The organism is Serratia sp. CY47444 (assembly GCF_052168635.1).
GTDB classification, from domain to species: domain Bacteria; phylum Pseudomonadota; class Gammaproteobacteria; order Enterobacterales; family Enterobacteriaceae; genus Serratia; species Serratia bockelmannii.
Genome location: NZ_JBJNMH010000010.1, coordinates 1 through 15,810 on the forward strand (window position 1 = coordinate 1; position 15,810 = coordinate 15,810).

Genomic DNA, 15,810 nt, shown 5'->3' on the forward strand with positions numbered 1-15,810 from the left:
AAACGCCGTAGCGCCGATGGTAGTGTGGGGTCTCCCCATGCGAGAGTAGGACACTGCCAGGCATCAAATAAAGCCGAAAGCCCTGAACTGACGTTCAGGGCTTTTTGCTATGCGTAAAATGGAAAATCCCCGTTGTAATCCGCTTCAGCTTTCATCGTACTGTTTAATATTCATCACAAAACCAACGCATTGTTTCTCTGAATATCAGATATTCTTCGTCCGCTATTAAGTTTGGCTGTTAACTTATAAATAACAATGAAGTAACACCTGGCGGCAGGACGCCGAATTTCATCATTGCTATGGCTCGGAGAAAACATCATGACAGAAACAACCTCGGCTCTTGGGGATGAGCACGGCACCGAACAGGGAGCGCTGGATAACAAGAAACGCATTTTCGCTATCGTCGGGGCTTCGTCAGGCAATCTGGTGGAGTGGTTTGATTTTTACGTCTACTCCTTCTGCTCAATCTACTTTGCTGCCTCATTTTTTCCGGCGGGCAACAGTACGACACAGCTGCTGCAAACCGCCGGGGTATTCGCCGCCGGCTTCTTCATGCGACCTATCGGAGGTTGGTTATTCGGCTACATCGCTGACAAGCATGGCCGGAAAAACTCGATGCTGATTTCGGTCTGCATGATGTGCGCCGGATCGCTGGTGATCGCCTGCCTGCCGACTTATGAATCAATCGGCAGCTGGGCGCCGGCGCTGCTGCTGATTGCCCGCCTGTTCCAGGGGTTGTCGGTAGGGGGGGAGTATGGCACCAGCGCCACCTACATGAGCGAGGTGGCAATCAAGGGGCGGCGTGGCTTCTACGCCTCGTTCCAGTACGTGACGCTGATCGGCGGGCAACTGTTGGCGCTGCTGGTTTTGGTGATCTTGCAGCAAATATTGTCCGGCGAAGAGCTGAAAGCCTGGGGATGGCGTATTCCGTTTGCCTTGGGGGCGGTGTTGGCGGTGGTGGCGCTGTACCTGCGCCGCTCGCTGAATGAAACCTCCGATGCGAAGACGCGTAACCACAAAGATGCCGGTTCGCTGACGGGGCTGTGGAAGAACCGCAAGGCGTTCCTGATGGTGCTGGGCTTTACCGCCGCCGGTTCGCTGACCTTCTACACCTTCACCACCTACATGCAAAAATACCTGGTGAACACCGCTGGTATGGACGCCAAGCTGGCCAGCGCCATCATGACCGTGGCGCTGTTCGTCTTTATGCTGCTGCAGCCGGCGGTAGGCGCGTTTTCGGACAAAATCGGCCGTCGCAGCTCGATGCTGATCTTCTCAGCCTTCGCCACGGTGTTGACGGTGCCGATCCTGTTTGCCTTGAAAGAGGTGACCAACCCCTTTATGGCGTTCGGTCTGATCGTGTTGGCGCTGTTCGTTGTCAGCTTTTACACCGCGATCAGCGGGTTGCTTAAAGCCGAGATGTTCCCGCCGGAGGTACGCGCGTTAGGGGTAGGCTTGTCTTATGCGGTGGCGAATGCCCTGTTCGGTGGTTCGGCGGAATATGTCGCGTTGTCGCTTAAATCGTTTGGCGTGGAGAACGCTTTCTTCTGGTACGTTTCCGGCATGTGCCTGCTGGCGTTGCTGGTCTCGCTCCGGTTGCATCGCAAAGGCAAGGAGATACAGCTGTAATAAAAACCCCGGCCTTGGCCGGGGTCAGAGTCCATCTTACAGGATACGGCTAATCAGCCGATCGATGCGGATACGCCGCAGACGGCGAATCAGCTTACGCACCTTGATCGGGTACTGCTGAATGCTTTGCAGCTCCTGATAATGGCCGACCACGGTGGTGTGAGTGCGGATGCATTCCAGCTCTTTTTGCCGCTGCTCGCGCATTTCCTGCTTGGGATCGTGGATCAGAATGGCGTTTTCCAGATCCAGCCGCCAGGCGCGCGGGTTGAGGTTATTGCCGGTAATCAGCTGCCACTCTTCGTCTACCCACATGCCTTTCAGGTGATAGCTGTTATCGCCATCCTTCCACAGACGCACGATCAGCTGCCCGGTGTCGATATAACGCTGCAAGCGGCTCAGAAAGCGGCGCAGGTTGATCTCGTACAGGTAGGGCAGCGCGCCGATGATTTTGAACGGCTGGTCCTCCGGAATATAGAAGTCGTTGGCGGTCTTGTCGCCGACGATGATCTCCACCTGTTTGCCCTGGCGCAGCAGATAAATGATGTTGCGCACCAGCAGCGCCGGCAGGTTGAAATAGGGAGTACACAGCGTCAGTTTCTGGTCGGCGCACGACATCAGGTGATGAATGGTTTTATTCAGCACGCTTTGCTTGCCAAGCCCAACCAGCGGCGTCAACGCCAGCTCATCGTTGCCGGCCTTGCCGCGGAAGTGGTAACCCGCGCGGCGCAGGGCGAAACGGAACAGACGGGTCTCGTTTTTGATCTCCGGGCTTTTCGGCCGATCGCTGCGATCGAGGCGTTGTACGGCGCCGGCGGTGAGCAGATGCTGCTTGATGTAATCGATCAGGGTATCGGCCAACACCTCATTGGTGATCAGCTGGTAGCGATCGTAACGGTATTTCTCATGCTGATGCAGATAAACGTCGTTGATGCTGGCGCCGCTGTAGATCACGGTATCGTCGACCACAAAGCCCTTCAGGTGCAGAACGCCCAACGCTTCGCGGGTATTGACCGGCACGCCGTAGATCGGCACCGACTGTTCCGGATGTTGGCTGGCCATGGCGCAGTACCAGTCGGCGTTGGTATTGGCGGCGGCGGCGCCGATTCGCCCGCGCTGTGCGCGGTGCCAGTCGACCAGTACGCAGATTTCCAGCTCGGGCCGACGCTGCTTGGCTTGATACAGCGCGTTGAGGATCTCGCGCCCGGCGTCGTCATGCTCCAGATACAGGGCCACCAGATAGATGCGTTGGGTGGCGTTGGCGATGGCGCTCAGCAGCGTGGTGCGAAAATCGGACGGCGCGTACAACGTACGAACATCAGCAACCGTCTGGGGGAGTTTGGGCAGTTGTGCAAGGTGTTGTTGATGTTTGCTACGTTTAAATTTTGACAACATCACAGTGCGTTTCTTCTCTCATGATTGATGGCCGGAACGCCACAGGCATAAAAACAATAACCGAATAATCGGGCGATAATACCATTAGTTGCCCCGATTGTGCGTATGTTTTGGCGTTAAGTGGTGGATTCGTAGCGCATTGCGACGCAGGTCACTGCGCGTCGGCGGCCTGCAGCGGCAGCGTCAGATTGACGATGCCGTCCTCAAGCTGCACCTCGATGCCAAAGCCCAGTCGCTGCGCCAGCGCGATCATGCCGCGGTTATTCGGCATGGTGATGCCGCTCAGGCGGGTCAGGCCATGCGCGCGCGCGTAGGCGATCATTTTCTCCAGCAGCTGACGGCCTAGGCCCACGCCTTTGAGATCGGAACGCACCAGTACGGCGAACTCGGCGTCGGTGTTGTCCGGATCGGACAGCGCGCGGGTCACACCGATGATCTCGTCTGCGCGCACCGCCACAAAGGCCATTTCTCGATCGTAGTCGATCTGCGTCATGTTGGCCAAATCGTCATGGGTAAACTCGTTGATCTCGCTGAAGTAGCGATAATAGAGGTCTTCCTTGGTCACCCGGTCGATGAAATGTTTCAGCGCCGGTTCGTCTTCCGGCAGGATCGGGCGGAACAGGCATTGGCTGCCGTCTTTCAGCGCGATGGTCTCTTCCAGCTCATGCGGATAAGGCCGAATCGCCAGCCGCGCCTGCGGATCGCCGCTGAACGGTGCGAGCTGCATCGAAACGTCCAGCAGGGTGAACTCGCTGCCGGAAGCCAGCACCGGGTGAATATCCAGCCGGGCGATCTCAGGGCAGTCAAGGATCAGGTTGGAAACCTGCACCAGCAAGCGGCTCAGCCCGGAGATATCTAAAGGCCGCAGTGCGCTGCGCCCGCGGATCTTGCCGCCTTTCACCGCCTGCAGCACCAGATAACGCGCCAGCGCCATATTCAACGGCGGCAGCGCGACCGCGACCTGATTTTCCTGGCGCCACTCTACGCCGCCTTCTCCCAGCATGATCAACGGGCCGAAAATGGCATCCTGCTCCACGGCGATGCGCAGCTCCTGGGCGCCGGCGCGGTTGGCCATGCTCTGCACCAACAGGCCGTGGATGCGCGCCTGAGGATAGGTACGCTTCACGCGGTCGAGGATCGCCTCCGCCGCGCGTTGCACTTCGGTCGCGGTGCGCAGGTAGAGCATCACGCCCTGAACTTCCGATTTGTGCGGGATATCCGGCGAGCGCAGCTTCAGCGCCACCGGGTAGCCGATCTGCTCGGCGATGTGCACCGCTTCGGCGCTGTCTTCGGCGATCCAGGTCGGCAGGGTGCTCAGATCGTAGGCCTGCAGAATGGATTGCACCTCGTGGGTATCCAACTGGGTAGCGCCTTCGGCCAGCGCCTGATGGATCAGGCGGTGAGCGTCGGCGGTATTGGCGGTCAGGCCGACCGGCAGCGCCGGGGTCTCTTTCAGTTGTTTTTGGTTGCGGCGGTATTCCACCATATGCATAAAGGCGGTGACCGCGCCTTCCGGCGTGCGGTAGGTGGGAATGGCGGCCTCGGTAAACAGCCGGCGCGCCTCTTGAGAAGAGTATTCGCCGCACCAGTTGGTCAGCAAGGTGATGCGCTTGCCGCGCGCATGGCGATGCAGCGCGTCAATCAGCCGCTGCGCCGTGGCGGTGCCCGGCGCCGCCGCACTCGGCGCATGGATCAGAAGCAGCGCGTCATAGTCGTGGCTGTCGAGCAGCGCTTCGAGAGCCGCCAGGTAGCGCTGCGGCGTGGCGTCGTCGCGCAGATCGAGCGGGTTGCCGGCGCGAATGAAATCCGGCAGCGCATCGCTCAGCGTCGCCAGGCTTTCCTCGCTCAGCGTCGCCAGCTTGCCGTTGCGGCCGAGCAGTTCGTCCAGCGCCATCGCCGCCGGCGCCGCCCCGTTGCTGACGATCATCAACCGTTCCCCCCGCAGCGGATGCATATGGCTGAGGGTTTCCACCGCGGAGAACAGCTCGTGAGTATCCTGCACGCGCAGCAGGCCGGCGCGCTGGATGGCGGCGTCATAAGCGGCGTCCAGCCCCAGCTGGCTGTTGAGCAGCAATTGCGCCTGTTGGCTGCGGCCGCTTTTGATCACCAGAATGGGCTTGTTGCGCGAGGCGCTGCGCGAGGCGGAGAGAAAGCGTCGTGCGTCGCTGATGTTTTCCAGATACAGCAGGATGGCGCTGGTCTTGCTGTCGCGCGCCAAAAAGTCGAGCAGGTCGTCGACGTCGATGTCCAGGCTGTCGCCCAGCGCGATGAAGTAGGAGAAGCCGACTTCGCGCTGCTGCGCCCAGTCGAGAATGGTGTTGGCCACGGCGGCGGACTGCGAGATAAACGCCAGCTTGCCCTTTTGGATCGGCACCGGCGAGAAGCTGGCGTTGATGCCCTGCCACGGCGCCAGCAGCCCCAGGCTGTTGGGGCCCAACAGCCGCATGGCGTGGCGCTGAGCGCAGGCCTTCAGCTCGGCGAACTGTTCCGGTGGCGAAGAGAGCACGATGGCGGTTTTGCAGCCGCGTTGGCCCAGCGCTTCAATCAGCGCCAGATTACGGCTGGCGTGGGTGCAGATGATCGCCAGATCCGGCGTCAGCGGCAGGCTGGCGACGTCGGGATAGGCCATGACGCCGCATACCGCCTTGTAACGCGGCGTCACCGGCAAGATGGGCCCGCCGAAACCGCCGGCCAGCAGGTTGCTCATCATCAGGTTGCCGGCGCGGCCCGGCTGCTGCGAAGCGCCCAGCACGGCGATCGATTTGGGACGTAGTAGCGCTTCTAACCCTCGCTGGCTCATGCACGGCTCCTTTTGGCAACGTTACGCCTGATTTTAGGCGCTTTATGGCTACATTGCTGTGACCGGTGCCTCCGGCCGGGTCGGTTTCCCCGCCAGATACTGTTGACGGAAATAGCGGAAATGCTGATTCAATCCGTCGGCGGCCGGCAGATCGCCCGCCTGTTGCAACAGGGCGGCGGCCACTTCCGCCGTGCAGTGCTGCTCGGCGCGGCTGGCTTCGCGCAGCTGATAGTCGGATGCGGCATCGACGTTGAGTGAAAACACCGGGAATTGATTGAGATACGGGCTTTTACGGAACATTTTGCGCGCTTCTGCCCAGGTGCCGTCCAGCATGATGAACAGCGGCGGTTTACCGCCGACGGGCAGCTCATTGAACACCGGCCGTTCGGCGTCGGCGTAGGACGCGGGGAACACCACATAAGGCTGCCGCGTCGGATCGTTGATGGCTGCCAGCAGGGCGGGATCGACCTCGGTACGCGACCAGAGGAACGCCTGGGTGTCCGGCAGGATATCGGCGATCAGGCGCCCGGTGTTGCTGGGCTTGAGCGGCTCGGCGCCGAACATGATCAGGCAGAAGCGGCTGCCGGCCTGCTGCGGGCGAATGGTGTCACACAGGCAGTTTTTATGCGGCAGCAGGCAACCCTGACAACGCGCCACCCGGCAACCGCGCGCCAAAAAAGGGCGGGTGGCGCGGTCTAAACGGAATTGGCGCAGGCGAAGTACGGCGTTGTCGGTCATAACGATCCTGGGGGAAAAACCGCTATTGTAACGCAGAAAAAAGCCCGCCGGGAGGGGCGGGCTCGATCGGGGCGCGTTCGCGCGCGATGGCGGGATACGGCCTATACTTGCGGAATCACACTAACTCGTTGAGCCAGTTGTCAAACGGCGCTTTTGGCATCGCGCCGTTGAGCATGTCGACCATCTTGCCCTGACGGAACACCATGATGGTCGGGATGCTGCGGATGCGGAAACGGGCGCTCAGCTCCGGTTCGGCTTCGGTGTTCACTTTCACGAAGCGCACTTTGCCGGCGCGCTCTTCGGCCACGTCTTCAAAGATCGGCGCAAAGCTGCGGCACGGGCCGCACCACGGCGCCCAGAAATCGACCACGACCGGCAGATCGTCCTGCAGCAACTGGTCCAGCGTGGCGGCGGTGGCGTTGATCACTTCACCGTCGAAGAGCTCGTGGCCGCAGCGGCCGCATTTCGCGTTGTCCGCCAGACGTTCTTCCGGCACACGGTTGGTGGCATTGCAAGCTGCACAAACTGTATTCATGTTGACCTCGGGTACTGAGAAAACCGGGTCCCCGCAACGCGGTTGCGGAGATGTTTCTTTAATGCTGACAATTATCGGCAAAACCCGGCGCGTGAACAATGAGGTTTGTTCAATGGATGTGATAGTTGGGAGCTTTTAGCGCAAGTTGGTGGCTTCGTGCACCAACATCAGGTAATCTTCGCGCCCTGCGCGTTGGTGGAGAAGACAATGAACGATTCATTTAGTGGCAAGAACGGTAAAGTCAAAGTGATGTACGTCCGCAATGACGACGACAATGGCGATGACCGCAACAAGAATAAACGTCCGGCTGGCAAAGGCCGTCCGGCTGACGGTGCGCGCTCGGGCCGCACTGGTCAAGACAAGGCGCGTGGCGGCAACGATCGCCGCGGCGCCGACTCCCGCCGCAGTGAAAGCGATCGTCCTCGCCGTCCGGCGCGCACTGAAGATCGCGGTGGCAACGAGTCACCGTGGAGAACCGTCTCGCGGGCACCGAATGAAGAGCCGGCGTTCGATCACGGTGGCATCAGTGGCAAAAGCTTCATCGATCCGGAACAGCTGCGCCGCCAGCGCGCGGAAGAAACCCGCGTTTACGGTGAAAACGCCTGTCAGGCGCTGTTCGCCAGCCGCCCGGAAGCGATCGTGCGCGCCTGGTTCGTGCAGTCGGTCACGCCGCGCTTCCGTGAAGCGCTGCGCTGGATGGCGGCTAACCGCAAAGCCTACCACGTGGTGGATGAGGAAGAGCTGGCCAAGGCTTCCGGCACCGAGCACCACGGCGGCGTCTGCTTCCTGATCAAAAAGCGTCAGGGCCTGGATGCGCAGACCTACCTGAAAACCGCACCGGCGACCGACTGCGTGCTGGCGCTGGAAGAAGTGGGCAACCCGCACAACCTGGGCGCCATCGTCCGTTCGTGCGCCCACTTTGGCGTCAACGGCGTGCTGCTGCAGGATCCGGCGCTGCTGGAGTCCGGCGCGGCGGTGCGTACCGCAGAAGGCGGCGCGGAGCACATCAAGGCGATCAACGCCGATGATTTCCTGTCGGTGCTGGATACCTTCCGCAAGGCGGGTTACACCATCGTCACCACCTCCAGCCACAAAGGCACCGCGCTGGCGCAGGCCAAGCTGCCAGCCAAGATGGTGCTGGTGCTGGGCCAGGAGCGTGACGGCCTCAGCGACGGCGCCTGGCAACAGGGCGACATGAACGTGTCTATCGGCGGCACCGGCAAAGTGGAAAGCCTGAACGTTTCCGTGGCGACCGGCATTCTGCTGGCGGACTGGTGGCGTCAGAATCAGGCGTAATCTGTTCTACGTCGGATAAAAAAACGGGCGCCCCAGGGCGCCCGTTTCGTTTATTGAAGCTTAGTGAGCGCCGCCGCCCCCACCGCCGCCAGAGCTGAACGGCGGTTTCGCCACCCATACCAGCACCAGCAGTACCAGGAACACCCCGGCCGACAGCCAGAAGATCTCGTTGGCGGAGATGATCAGGCCCTGCGCGGTGATCTCGTTGGCGATATACGCCGACGCCTGCTGCTTGCTCATGCCGAGCTGCTCCAGTTGCCGGTACATCTCCTGCGACTGCGGGTTGTACGGGTTGACGAACTCCGTCAGCTGCGAATGGTGCTGCGATTCGCGCTGCGTCCACAGGGTGGTGGTGATCGAGGTACCGATCGAGCCCGCCAGGGTTCGCGTGAAGTTCGACAGGCTCGATGCCGCCGCCATACGCTCCGGCGGCAGGCCGGACAGCGTAATGGTGGTCAACGGCATGAAGAAGCAGGCGATGGCGAAGCCCTGGACGAACTGCGGCCAGGCGGAAGCGCCGAAGTCCATGCCCGGTTCAAACGTATAGGCGCGCCAGTAGAAGCACACGGCATACATGATGAAGCTGAAGGTCACCAGCCTGCGCATGTCGAGCCGGTTGCCGAACTTGCCGATGATCGGCGACAGCAGCACCGGGATCAGCCCGACCGGCGCCGACGCCAGCCCGGCCCAGGTGGCGGTATAGCCGTACACCTCTTGCAGCAGCTGCGGCAACAGCACGATGGCGCCGAAGTACAGCATGTACGCCAGACTGATGCACAGGCAGCCGATGGTGAAGTTGCGCGACTTGAACAGCGACAGATCCACCACCGGATGGTCATCCGTCAGCTCCCAGACCACCAGGAACAACAGCGCTACGACCGCCACGACGGTCAGGGTGATGATCTCGGTCGAGTTGAACCAGTCCAGCTCCTTGCCCTGATCGAGCATCACCTGCAGCGAACCGATGCCGACGATCAGCAGCACCAGTCCAACCGTGTCGATCGGTTTGATCTCGGTTTTGGTTTCTCGCCCCTTCAGCGTCGCCATCGCCGCCATGATAACGAAGGCGCCGATCGGGATGTTGATGAAGAAGATCCAACCCCAATGGTAGTTGTCGCTGATGTAACCGCCGAGGATCGGCCCGAAGATCGGCGCGACGATAACGGTCATCGACCAGAGCGCCAGGGCCATCGCTCGCTTGGCGGGCGGGTAGTTGTTCAGCAACAGGCTCTGCGACAGCGGGATCAGCGGCCCGGCCACCACGCCCTGGATCACGCGGAAGAAGATCAGCATGCCGAGGCTGTTGGAGATGCCGCACAGCCAGGAAGCGAGGACGAACAGCGCGGTGGACCAGAGGAACAGCCGCACTTCGCCGATGCGCTTCGCCAGCCAGCCGGTGATCGGGATCGAGATGGCGTTCGCCACGCCGAACGAGGTGATCACCCAGGTCCCCTGCGAGTTGGAGGACCCGAGGTTACCGGCAATGGTGGGGATCGCCACGTTGGCGATGGTGGAGTCCAGCACCTGCATGAAGGTCGCCATGGCGAGCGCGACCGTCATCCAGGCGAGCTGGGCGCCTTCAAGCGGTTTCTGTGGCAAGATGGCCTCCCGCGCGCTTAGCCGGCGTTCGCATGGATCACGTCAGCGATCAGCTGGTTAACCGGCGCCAGATTCAACGCCAGCGCGTCGCTCTGGTACAGCGGTTTGTCGCGCACCACGTCAGAGAGCACGCGGCCGTCCAGATTGGCGGTGTCGACGGTCACCAGCGTCGAAAGACCGATGCGCAGCGGATGATCGGCCACCTGCTTGGCGTCGAGCTCAATACGCACCGGCAGACGTTGCACCACCTTGATCCAGTTGCCGGTGGCGTTCTGGGCCGGCAGCAGCGAGAAGGCGCTGCCGGTGCCCATATCGATACCGACCACTTTGCCTTGATACACCACGTCATCGCCGTAGACATCGCTGACTACCGTTGCCGGCTGGCCGATGCGCATGTTGGCGATCTGGGTTTCCTTGAAGTTGGCGTCAACCCAGATGTGATCGGCCGGCACCACCGCCATCAGCGGCGAACCGGCGGCGATCTGCGCGCCGACCTGCACGCTGCGGCGCGAGACATAACCGGTAATGGGGCTGATCACTTTGGTACGCTGCAGCGCCAGCCAGGCGTCACGCATCTGCGCGGCGGCCTGTTGGATTGCCGGCTGCTGTTCCAGCGGGGTATTCAGTACCATCGCCTGGTTGGCGTTGTATTGCTGCACCGCCACTTCCAGCGCGGCCTTGGCGCTGTCGACCGCATCGCGAGCGTGTTGCAGCTCTTCGCGGCCGATGGCGTCAACGCTGCCCAGCACCACGCGGCGTTTCAGATCGTTCTCGGCCTTGCTCAGATCGGTCTTGCGCAGGGCGATGTTGGCCTGATACTGCTTGCTGTTGATGATCAGCTGGTGGGTCTGACGCACGCTGTTGGCCAGGCCGGTTTTGGCGCGTTCAAACGCCTGCTCGGCATCGGTCGGATCGAGCGTCAGCAGTACGTCGCCCTGCTTGACGTAGTCGGTGTTGTCGAAATTGACGCTGTTCACGCTACCGGACACCTGGGCCATGATCTGCACCTGGTTGCCGGAGACGTAGGCGTCGTCGGTTTCCTGATGATGACGCAGCACCAGGAACCAATACACTAAGTAAGCCACCCCTATAACAATGAAAATAACCGTCAGCAACAGCAGCCAAAATTTACGCTGCTTCTTTTTGCCGCTCGGCTGCTGCGGGTTTTGGATTTCCGCGCTCGCGCTCATGGTGTTCTCCAAGCCTTATATTATTATGCTTTCGAATCCGCTGCGGCCGGGGCCTGATAGCCACCGCCCAGCGCACGGATCAGTCCTATCTTCGCCTGCAGTAAGTTGCTGCTGGCATTTAACTCCGCCTGTTGCTGCTGCAATAGCTGCGTCTGGCTGGTCAACAGATCGTCGCGCCCGATAATCCCTGCCTGGTAACGGGCGTTAGCGACCTGATACACCTGTTGCATCGACTGGGCCGCGGACGCCGCCTGCAGCTGCTGTTGCGCAGAACTCTGCTGGATGGTGATGGCGTCGGCGGTTTCCTGTACCGCATTCAGGATGGTTTGGTTATAGGATTCCACCGCTTCGTCATACAGCGCGGATTCCTCGCCCAGCTTGCTGCGCAGCGCCCCGGCGTGGAAGATCGGCAGCGAAATCGCCGGCATCACGTTCCAGGCCTGGCTGGCCGCTTCAAACAGATTCGGGCTGGTGCCACTGGTGTTGGTGGTCATCAGGCCGGCGAAGGCTGAAATGGTCAGGCTGGGGTAAAACTCCTTACGCGCGGCGCTGACGCGCTGGCTGTAAGACTCCACCAGCTGGCGTTGCGCGGCGATGTCCGGGCGTTTGCCCAGCAGATCCGCCGTCAGCTCGCCCTGTGGTGCCATCAGGTTGTCTGCGGGCAACGGCACCTGACGCAAGTGCTGCATGGCGTTCGGCCCTTGGCCCGCCAGCGCGGCGAGCTGGTGTCTGAGCTGTTCGATTTGCGACTGCAACTGCAGAATCTGCTGTTTGGCGACGTCGGACTGCGCCTGGGTTTGTTGCGGCACGTCGACGCCGGTCAGCCCGGCCTGATAGCGCTGTTGGCGCAGCGCGGTCAGGCGTTCATTGTTGTTCACTTCCTGCTGCAGCAGCTTTTCGAGCGCCAGATTGCTTTGCAGCTGGTAGTAGGCGGACGCCACCGAACTGGTCAGCGTCAGCGCCGCCTGTTCCTGCTCGGCGCGCGCAGCGTTCACTTGCGCTTTGGCTGCGTTCACCTGGTTGCGGTATTTACCCCACCAGTCGAATTCGTACGCCAGGTTCAACCCCAGGGAGTTGGAGCTTGAATAGATCGGCTTATGCGGATACCCCAACCCCATATTGACGTTTTGCGGCACGCGTTGACGCTGGGTGCTGGCGTTCAGATCCAGGTTCGGCCCGTTGGCGGCGTTGGCTTCGCCCACCACGCTCTGCGCTTCGCGCACGCGGGCGGCGGCTTGACGCAGGGTCGGCGAGTTTTGCAGCGTCTGCGTCATCAGGGCATCCAACTGCGGATCCTTGAGGGCGCGCCACCACTGCGGGCTGACGGCCAGCGAACTGACTTTCGGCTGAGCCAACTGCAGGCTCTGCGGATCCATCAGCGTGGATTGCGGGGCAATATTATCGGTAGAAGCACACCCGGCCAGCAGCAATACGGCGAACAGCGGGGTGAATCTCCAGTTAAATGGGGATCGCATAATAGGTACCTGAACAGAAATTGTGAATTAGGATAACTGTTCTGTGATTTCCATTTGATCCAGACGTGCCAGCAATTTGCGCGTCAGCTGTTCCAGCTGTTTTTGCTCATCGTCGGTCAGCGTGGACCACAGGAAATGCAGACATTGGTGCTGCGGCGGCAGCAGTTGACTGAGAAATTCTTCCCCCTGCGGCGTCAGATGCAGATGCAGGCAGCGGCGATCGTTATCGCTTTCACGGCGCTCGATCCAACCGCGTTTCTCCAGCTCGTCGGCGATGCGGGTCGCATTGGTGCGCGAGGAGCCTAAGGCAGAGCTTAGCTCAGAAGGTTGGATGCTGTGGCTCTCCTGCGCATCCAGGGTAATCAGCGCCATAAACAGTGTTTCGTTAATCCCCTGCGCCTTCAGCATCTTGTTGCGATTTTCCAGCAACTTGCCTTGCATGTGCATGCACAGGCGGGTCAGCAGGATTTCCTGATACGGGAAATCTTTCTGCCGGGTGGCGCGGAAATTCAGCATTTGTTCTATGGGGGCAAACGAGCTTTCCATAATTTAGGGCCTCATTAATTTCGTTCGAGATAGTAACGACGGTGACTAATAATGTAAATGTTCAGCCGTGCGGATAATTTAGCAATTCGTGTCATTTGTCAGAGTTTGTAAAGATGTGGCGCATGAAAACGCCAAAGCGAAGCCAAACGTTCGGCGCGGCGTCAGCCTGGACCGAAAAGCATTAACAGCTTTAATGTGACGCCAAAGGCCGTCGCGCCGAGCAGCGTCGACAGAATGATGCTTTTACTGCGGTAGAAGCACAGCGCCAGCGCGGCGAACCCCGCCAACGTCGGCAGCAGCTTGTCCGGTTCGCGCATCACCACCGGCGTGCTGGAGACCACCAGCAGGGCGCAGATCGAGGCGATGCCAATGCTGTCGAGTAGCAGGGCGGCTTTACCGCGTTTGAGGCCGGGCTGGGCGCGCGCCGGCGCCAGCCGCAGCGGCAGATAACGGAACAGGTAATTGGCGCAACCCACCACCAGGCCGATCACCAGCACATCAGTGTTCATGGCTGGCCTCCGCAGGGGCAGGTTGGAACAGAGCGGCGACGCAACCGGCGCCGATGCCGGCCAAAATGGCGACCGGGATGGAGAACAGCACCACGCCGAGCAGCGCACCGGCCAATGAGGCAGCGATGGTCAGGCTCTGCGGGCGCCGGAAAGCAGCCAGCAGGAAACTGAGAAACAGCGCCGGCAGCATGAAGGCCAGCGAGGCCTCGATCACCGGGAACTGCTCCAGCGGGCCGTTGCCGAACAGCGCGCCGAGCGCGGTGCCGGCTACCCAGGAAAGCCAGGAACAGAGCGCGATGCCCAGCATCCAGTTTTCGCTCCAGCTGCGGTTATTGCGCATCAGCTTGGCGGTGGCGGCGGCGAAGACCTCATCGGTCAGACCAAAAGCCCACATTGCCGTTTTACCGGGCGACATGCGCGAGACGATACGGTGACGCAGCGCCGGGCCGTACAGCAGGTGGCGCACGTCCATCGCCATCACCGTCAACGCGGAGACCCACAGCGACATGCCGGCGCTCAGCAGGGCGGTGATCACGAACTGGCTGGCGCCGGCGTAGATGATGCAGGAGAAGAAAAGGCTTTCCAGCGGGGAAAAGCCCAGTTTGACGGCGCTGAGGCCGAAGGCGAACGCCACCGGGACATACCCGATGACGATCGGCAAACTGTCGACGACGCCGTTGGCGAAGGTGGCGCTGACGGCGGGCGGATTGAGGCTGTCTGCAGCTTGGCTTTGCATGGTTGTGGATCGCAGGGTAGATAGGACTTCAATAGTTTATGCCCAGAACATTACCAGAGAGTAAGTAATGTTTATACCCTGCACCGCTAATAAATTTCTTTAGTGACTATTTGCACGATAATCAGATTGTCGCTGGCCCTTGCGGATCGTGGTGCTTGCCGAGCCACCAGGTCAGCAGGTTGAGCAGGCATAACACCCCGCCGGCGGCGGCCACGCCGTACCAGCCGGCATGCTGATAGGCCGAGGCGGAGAGCAGAGAACCGAGCGCGCCGCCGATAAAGTAGCTGGTCATGTAGCCGGCTGTCAGGCGGTTGCGCGCGTCCGGCATGATGCGGTACATCACGCTCTGGTTGGTGACGTGCACCGCCTGCACCGCCAGATCGAGGATCAGAATGCCGGCGATCAGCGCCCATAGCGACTGTTTGGCTAACGCGATAGGGATCCAGGACAGCAGTAACAACACCAGGCCGACGGTGGTGGTCAACCCGGCTTTACCTTTGTCCGCCAGATGTCCGGCGCGCGAAGCGGCCAGCGCCCCGGCGGCGCCCACCAGGCCGAACAGCCCGATCACCCCCTCGGAATAGTTGAACGGCGGCGCGGCGAGCAGAAAGGCCATTGAGGTCCAGAGCACGCTGAAGTTGGCGAACGAAAGGGCGCCGAGGATGGCGCGGGTGCGCAGCAACGGCGTGCGGCAGAACAGGCTGAAGATCGAGGCCAGCAGCTGCGGATAGTTCAGCCCGGAGTGTTGCTTATAGCGCGGCAGCGCGCGCCACAGGATCAGCGCCATCAGGATCATCAGCACGCTGGCGACCCAGTAAATGGTGCGCCAGCCGCCGAACGACGCCAGCGCGCCCGCGACGGTTCGCGCCAGCAGGATGCCGAGCAGCAGGCCGCTCATGATGATGCCAACGGTCTTGCCGCGCTTTTCCGGGTGGGCCAGCGTGGCGGCCAGCGGCACCAGGATCTGCGCCACTACCGAGAACAGCCCGGTGAGCGCGGTGCCGAGGATCATCATCGGCAGCGTGGCGGAGGTGGCGGTGATCAGCATGCCCCCGGCGGCCAGCAGCGTCATGAACACGATCAGGCCGCGGCGTTCGAACATATCGCCGAGCGGCACCAGCAGCAGCAGGCCGGTGGCGTAACCGAGCTGCGCGGCGGTGACGATAAAGCCGGCCTGGTTGACCGACAGGTTGAAACTGGTGGCGATGGTTTCCAGCAGCGGTTGCGCGTAATAGTTGCTGGCGACCGCCAGACCGGTGGCGATGGCAATCAGCACGGTCAGCGCCGGACTGAGGCCCGGATGGGCGTTTTGTTGGTTCATGTTTTTTTCATCACGGGAAGAAGATAGCGCGCAGTATCCGGCAA

General features: G+C 61.1%; 13 protein-coding genes. 2 read left to right on the forward strand and 11 right to left on the reverse strand.

Features of this window, described 5'->3' with window-relative positions; translation table 11 throughout:
- Nucleotides 1-318 precede the first annotated feature (318 nt).
- Entirely contained in the window at nt 319-1,629 is a 1,311-nt protein-coding gene (locus ACJ8IL_RS14155; RefSeq protein WP_025304008.1) for an MFS family transporter, read from the forward strand.
- A 36-nt stretch (nt 1,630-1,665) separates the two neighbouring features.
- On the opposite strand, the gene pssA is transcribed toward ACJ8IL_RS14155, so the two are convergent.
- The 4 genes from pssA to trxC form a co-directional block, all read right to left on the reverse strand.
- On the reverse strand, nt 1,666-3,021 hold the full coding sequence (gene pssA / locus ACJ8IL_RS14160) for a CDP-diacylglycerol--serine O-phosphatidyltransferase (protein WP_442516613.1): 1,356 nt from the start codon (nt 3,019-3,021) through the stop codon (nt 1,666-1,668).
- Between the two features lie 151 nt (nt 3,022-3,172).
- The gene (locus ACJ8IL_RS14165; RefSeq protein ID WP_442516614.1) at nt 3,173-5,821 is read right to left on the reverse strand and encodes a bifunctional acetate--CoA ligase family protein/GNAT family N-acetyltransferase; all 2,649 of its coding nucleotides are present in this window, start codon (nt 5,819-5,821) and stop codon (nt 3,173-3,175) included.
- A gap of 48 nt (nt 5,822-5,869) precedes the next feature.
- Entirely contained in the window at nt 5,870-6,559 is a 690-nt protein-coding gene (locus ACJ8IL_RS14170; protein ID WP_038629863.1) for a tRNA-uridine aminocarboxypropyltransferase, read from the reverse strand.
- A gap of 115 nt (nt 6,560-6,674) precedes the next feature.
- Nucleotides 6,675-7,094 carry a thioredoxin TrxC gene (gene trxC / locus ACJ8IL_RS14175; RefSeq protein ID WP_004928868.1) on the reverse strand — a complete coding sequence of 140 codons (420 nt, stop codon included), beginning with the start codon at nt 7,092-7,094 and terminating at the stop codon, nt 6,675-6,677.
- Between the two features lie 207 nt (nt 7,095-7,301).
- Between trxC and ACJ8IL_RS14180 the strand changes: the two genes are divergently transcribed.
- Nucleotides 7,302-8,390, forward strand: coding sequence for a tRNA/rRNA methyltransferase (locus ACJ8IL_RS14180; protein ID WP_025304005.1), 1,089 nt, complete (start codon nt 7,302-7,304; stop codon nt 8,388-8,390).
- A 60-nt stretch (nt 8,391-8,450) separates the two neighbouring features.
- On the opposite strand, the gene emrB is transcribed toward ACJ8IL_RS14180, so the two are convergent.
- The 7 genes from emrB to ACJ8IL_RS14215 form a co-directional block, all read right to left on the reverse strand.
- On the reverse strand, nt 8,451-9,989 hold the full coding sequence (gene emrB / locus ACJ8IL_RS14185) for a multidrug efflux MFS transporter permease subunit EmrB (protein WP_043143795.1): 1,539 nt from the start codon (nt 9,987-9,989) through the stop codon (nt 8,451-8,453).
- Nucleotides 9,990-10,006: 17 nt separating this feature from the next.
- Nucleotides 10,007-11,179, reverse strand: a complete 1,173-nt coding sequence (emrA, locus tag ACJ8IL_RS14190; protein ID WP_043143796.1) for a multidrug efflux MFS transporter periplasmic adaptor subunit EmrA — start codon at nt 11,177-11,179, stop codon at nt 10,007-10,009.
- 23 nt (nt 11,180-11,202) lie between these two features.
- Nucleotides 11,203-12,654, reverse strand: coding sequence for an efflux transporter outer membrane subunit (locus tag ACJ8IL_RS14195; RefSeq protein ID WP_025304002.1), 1,452 nt, complete (start codon nt 12,652-12,654; stop codon nt 11,203-11,205).
- A gap of 27 nt (nt 12,655-12,681) precedes the next feature.
- The gene (mprA, locus tag ACJ8IL_RS14200) at nt 12,682-13,200 is read right to left on the reverse strand and encodes a transcriptional repressor MprA (protein WP_025160249.1); all 519 of its coding nucleotides are present in this window, start codon (nt 13,198-13,200) and stop codon (nt 12,682-12,684) included.
- Nucleotides 13,201-13,361: 161 nt separating this feature from the next.
- Entirely contained in the window at nt 13,362-13,709 is a 348-nt protein-coding gene (gene ygaH / locus ACJ8IL_RS14205) for an L-valine transporter subunit YgaH (RefSeq protein WP_025304001.1), read from the reverse strand.
- Entirely contained in the window at nt 13,699-14,445 is a 747-nt protein-coding gene (locus ACJ8IL_RS14210) for an AzlC family ABC transporter permease (RefSeq protein ID WP_025304000.1), read from the reverse strand. Before ACJ8IL_RS14210 ends, ygaH begins: the two co-directional genes overlap by 11 nt.
- A 121-nt stretch (nt 14,446-14,566) precedes the next feature.
- A complete protein-coding gene (locus ACJ8IL_RS14215) occupies nt 14,567-15,766 on the reverse strand; it encodes an MFS transporter (RefSeq protein ID WP_442516615.1) in 1,200 nt (399 codons plus the stop codon).
- Nucleotides 15,767-15,810 lie beyond the last annotated feature (44 nt).

What these genes read in the sequence shown, in the direction of transcription:
- ACJ8IL_RS14195 (WP_025304002.1), bottom strand. Translation starts at nt 12,654, where the DNA reads ATGCGATCCCCATTTAACTGGAGATTCACCCCGCTGTTCGCCGTATTG.
- ygaH (WP_025304001.1), bottom strand. Translation starts at nt 13,709, where the DNA reads ATGAACACTGATGTGCTGGTGATCGGCCTGGTGGTGGGTTGCGCCAAT.
- emrA (WP_043143796.1), bottom strand. Translation starts at nt 11,179, where the DNA reads ATGAGCGCGAGCGCGGAAATCCAAAACCCGCAGCAGCCGAGCGGCAAA.
- mprA (WP_025160249.1), bottom strand. Translation starts at nt 13,200, where the DNA reads ATGGAAAGCTCGTTTGCCCCCATAGAACAAATGCTGAATTTCCGCGCC.
- ACJ8IL_RS14215 (WP_442516615.1), bottom strand. Translation starts at nt 15,766, where the DNA reads ATGAACCAACAAAACGCCCATCCGGGCCTCAGTCCGGCGCTGACCGTG.
- trxC (WP_004928868.1), bottom strand. Translation starts at nt 7,094, where the DNA reads ATGAATACAGTTTGTGCAGCTTGCAATGCCACCAACCGTGTGCCGGAA.
- ACJ8IL_RS14180 (WP_025304005.1), top strand. Translation starts at nt 7,302, where the DNA reads ATGAACGATTCATTTAGTGGCAAGAACGGTAAAGTCAAAGTGATGTAC.
- pssA (WP_442516613.1), bottom strand. Translation starts at nt 3,021, where the DNA reads ATGTTGTCAAAATTTAAACGTAGCAAACATCAACAACACCTTGCACAA.
- ACJ8IL_RS14170 (WP_038629863.1), bottom strand. Translation starts at nt 6,559, where the DNA reads ATGACCGACAACGCCGTACTTCGCCTGCGCCAATTCCGTTTAGACCGC.
- ACJ8IL_RS14210 (WP_025304000.1), bottom strand. Translation starts at nt 14,445, where the DNA reads ATGCAAAGCCAAGCTGCAGACAGCCTCAATCCGCCCGCCGTCAGCGCC.
- ACJ8IL_RS14165 (WP_442516614.1), bottom strand. Translation starts at nt 5,821, where the DNA reads ATGAGCCAGCGAGGGTTAGAAGCGCTACTACGTCCCAAATCGATCGCC.
- ACJ8IL_RS14155 (WP_025304008.1), top strand. Translation starts at nt 319, where the DNA reads ATGACAGAAACAACCTCGGCTCTTGGGGATGAGCACGGCACCGAACAG.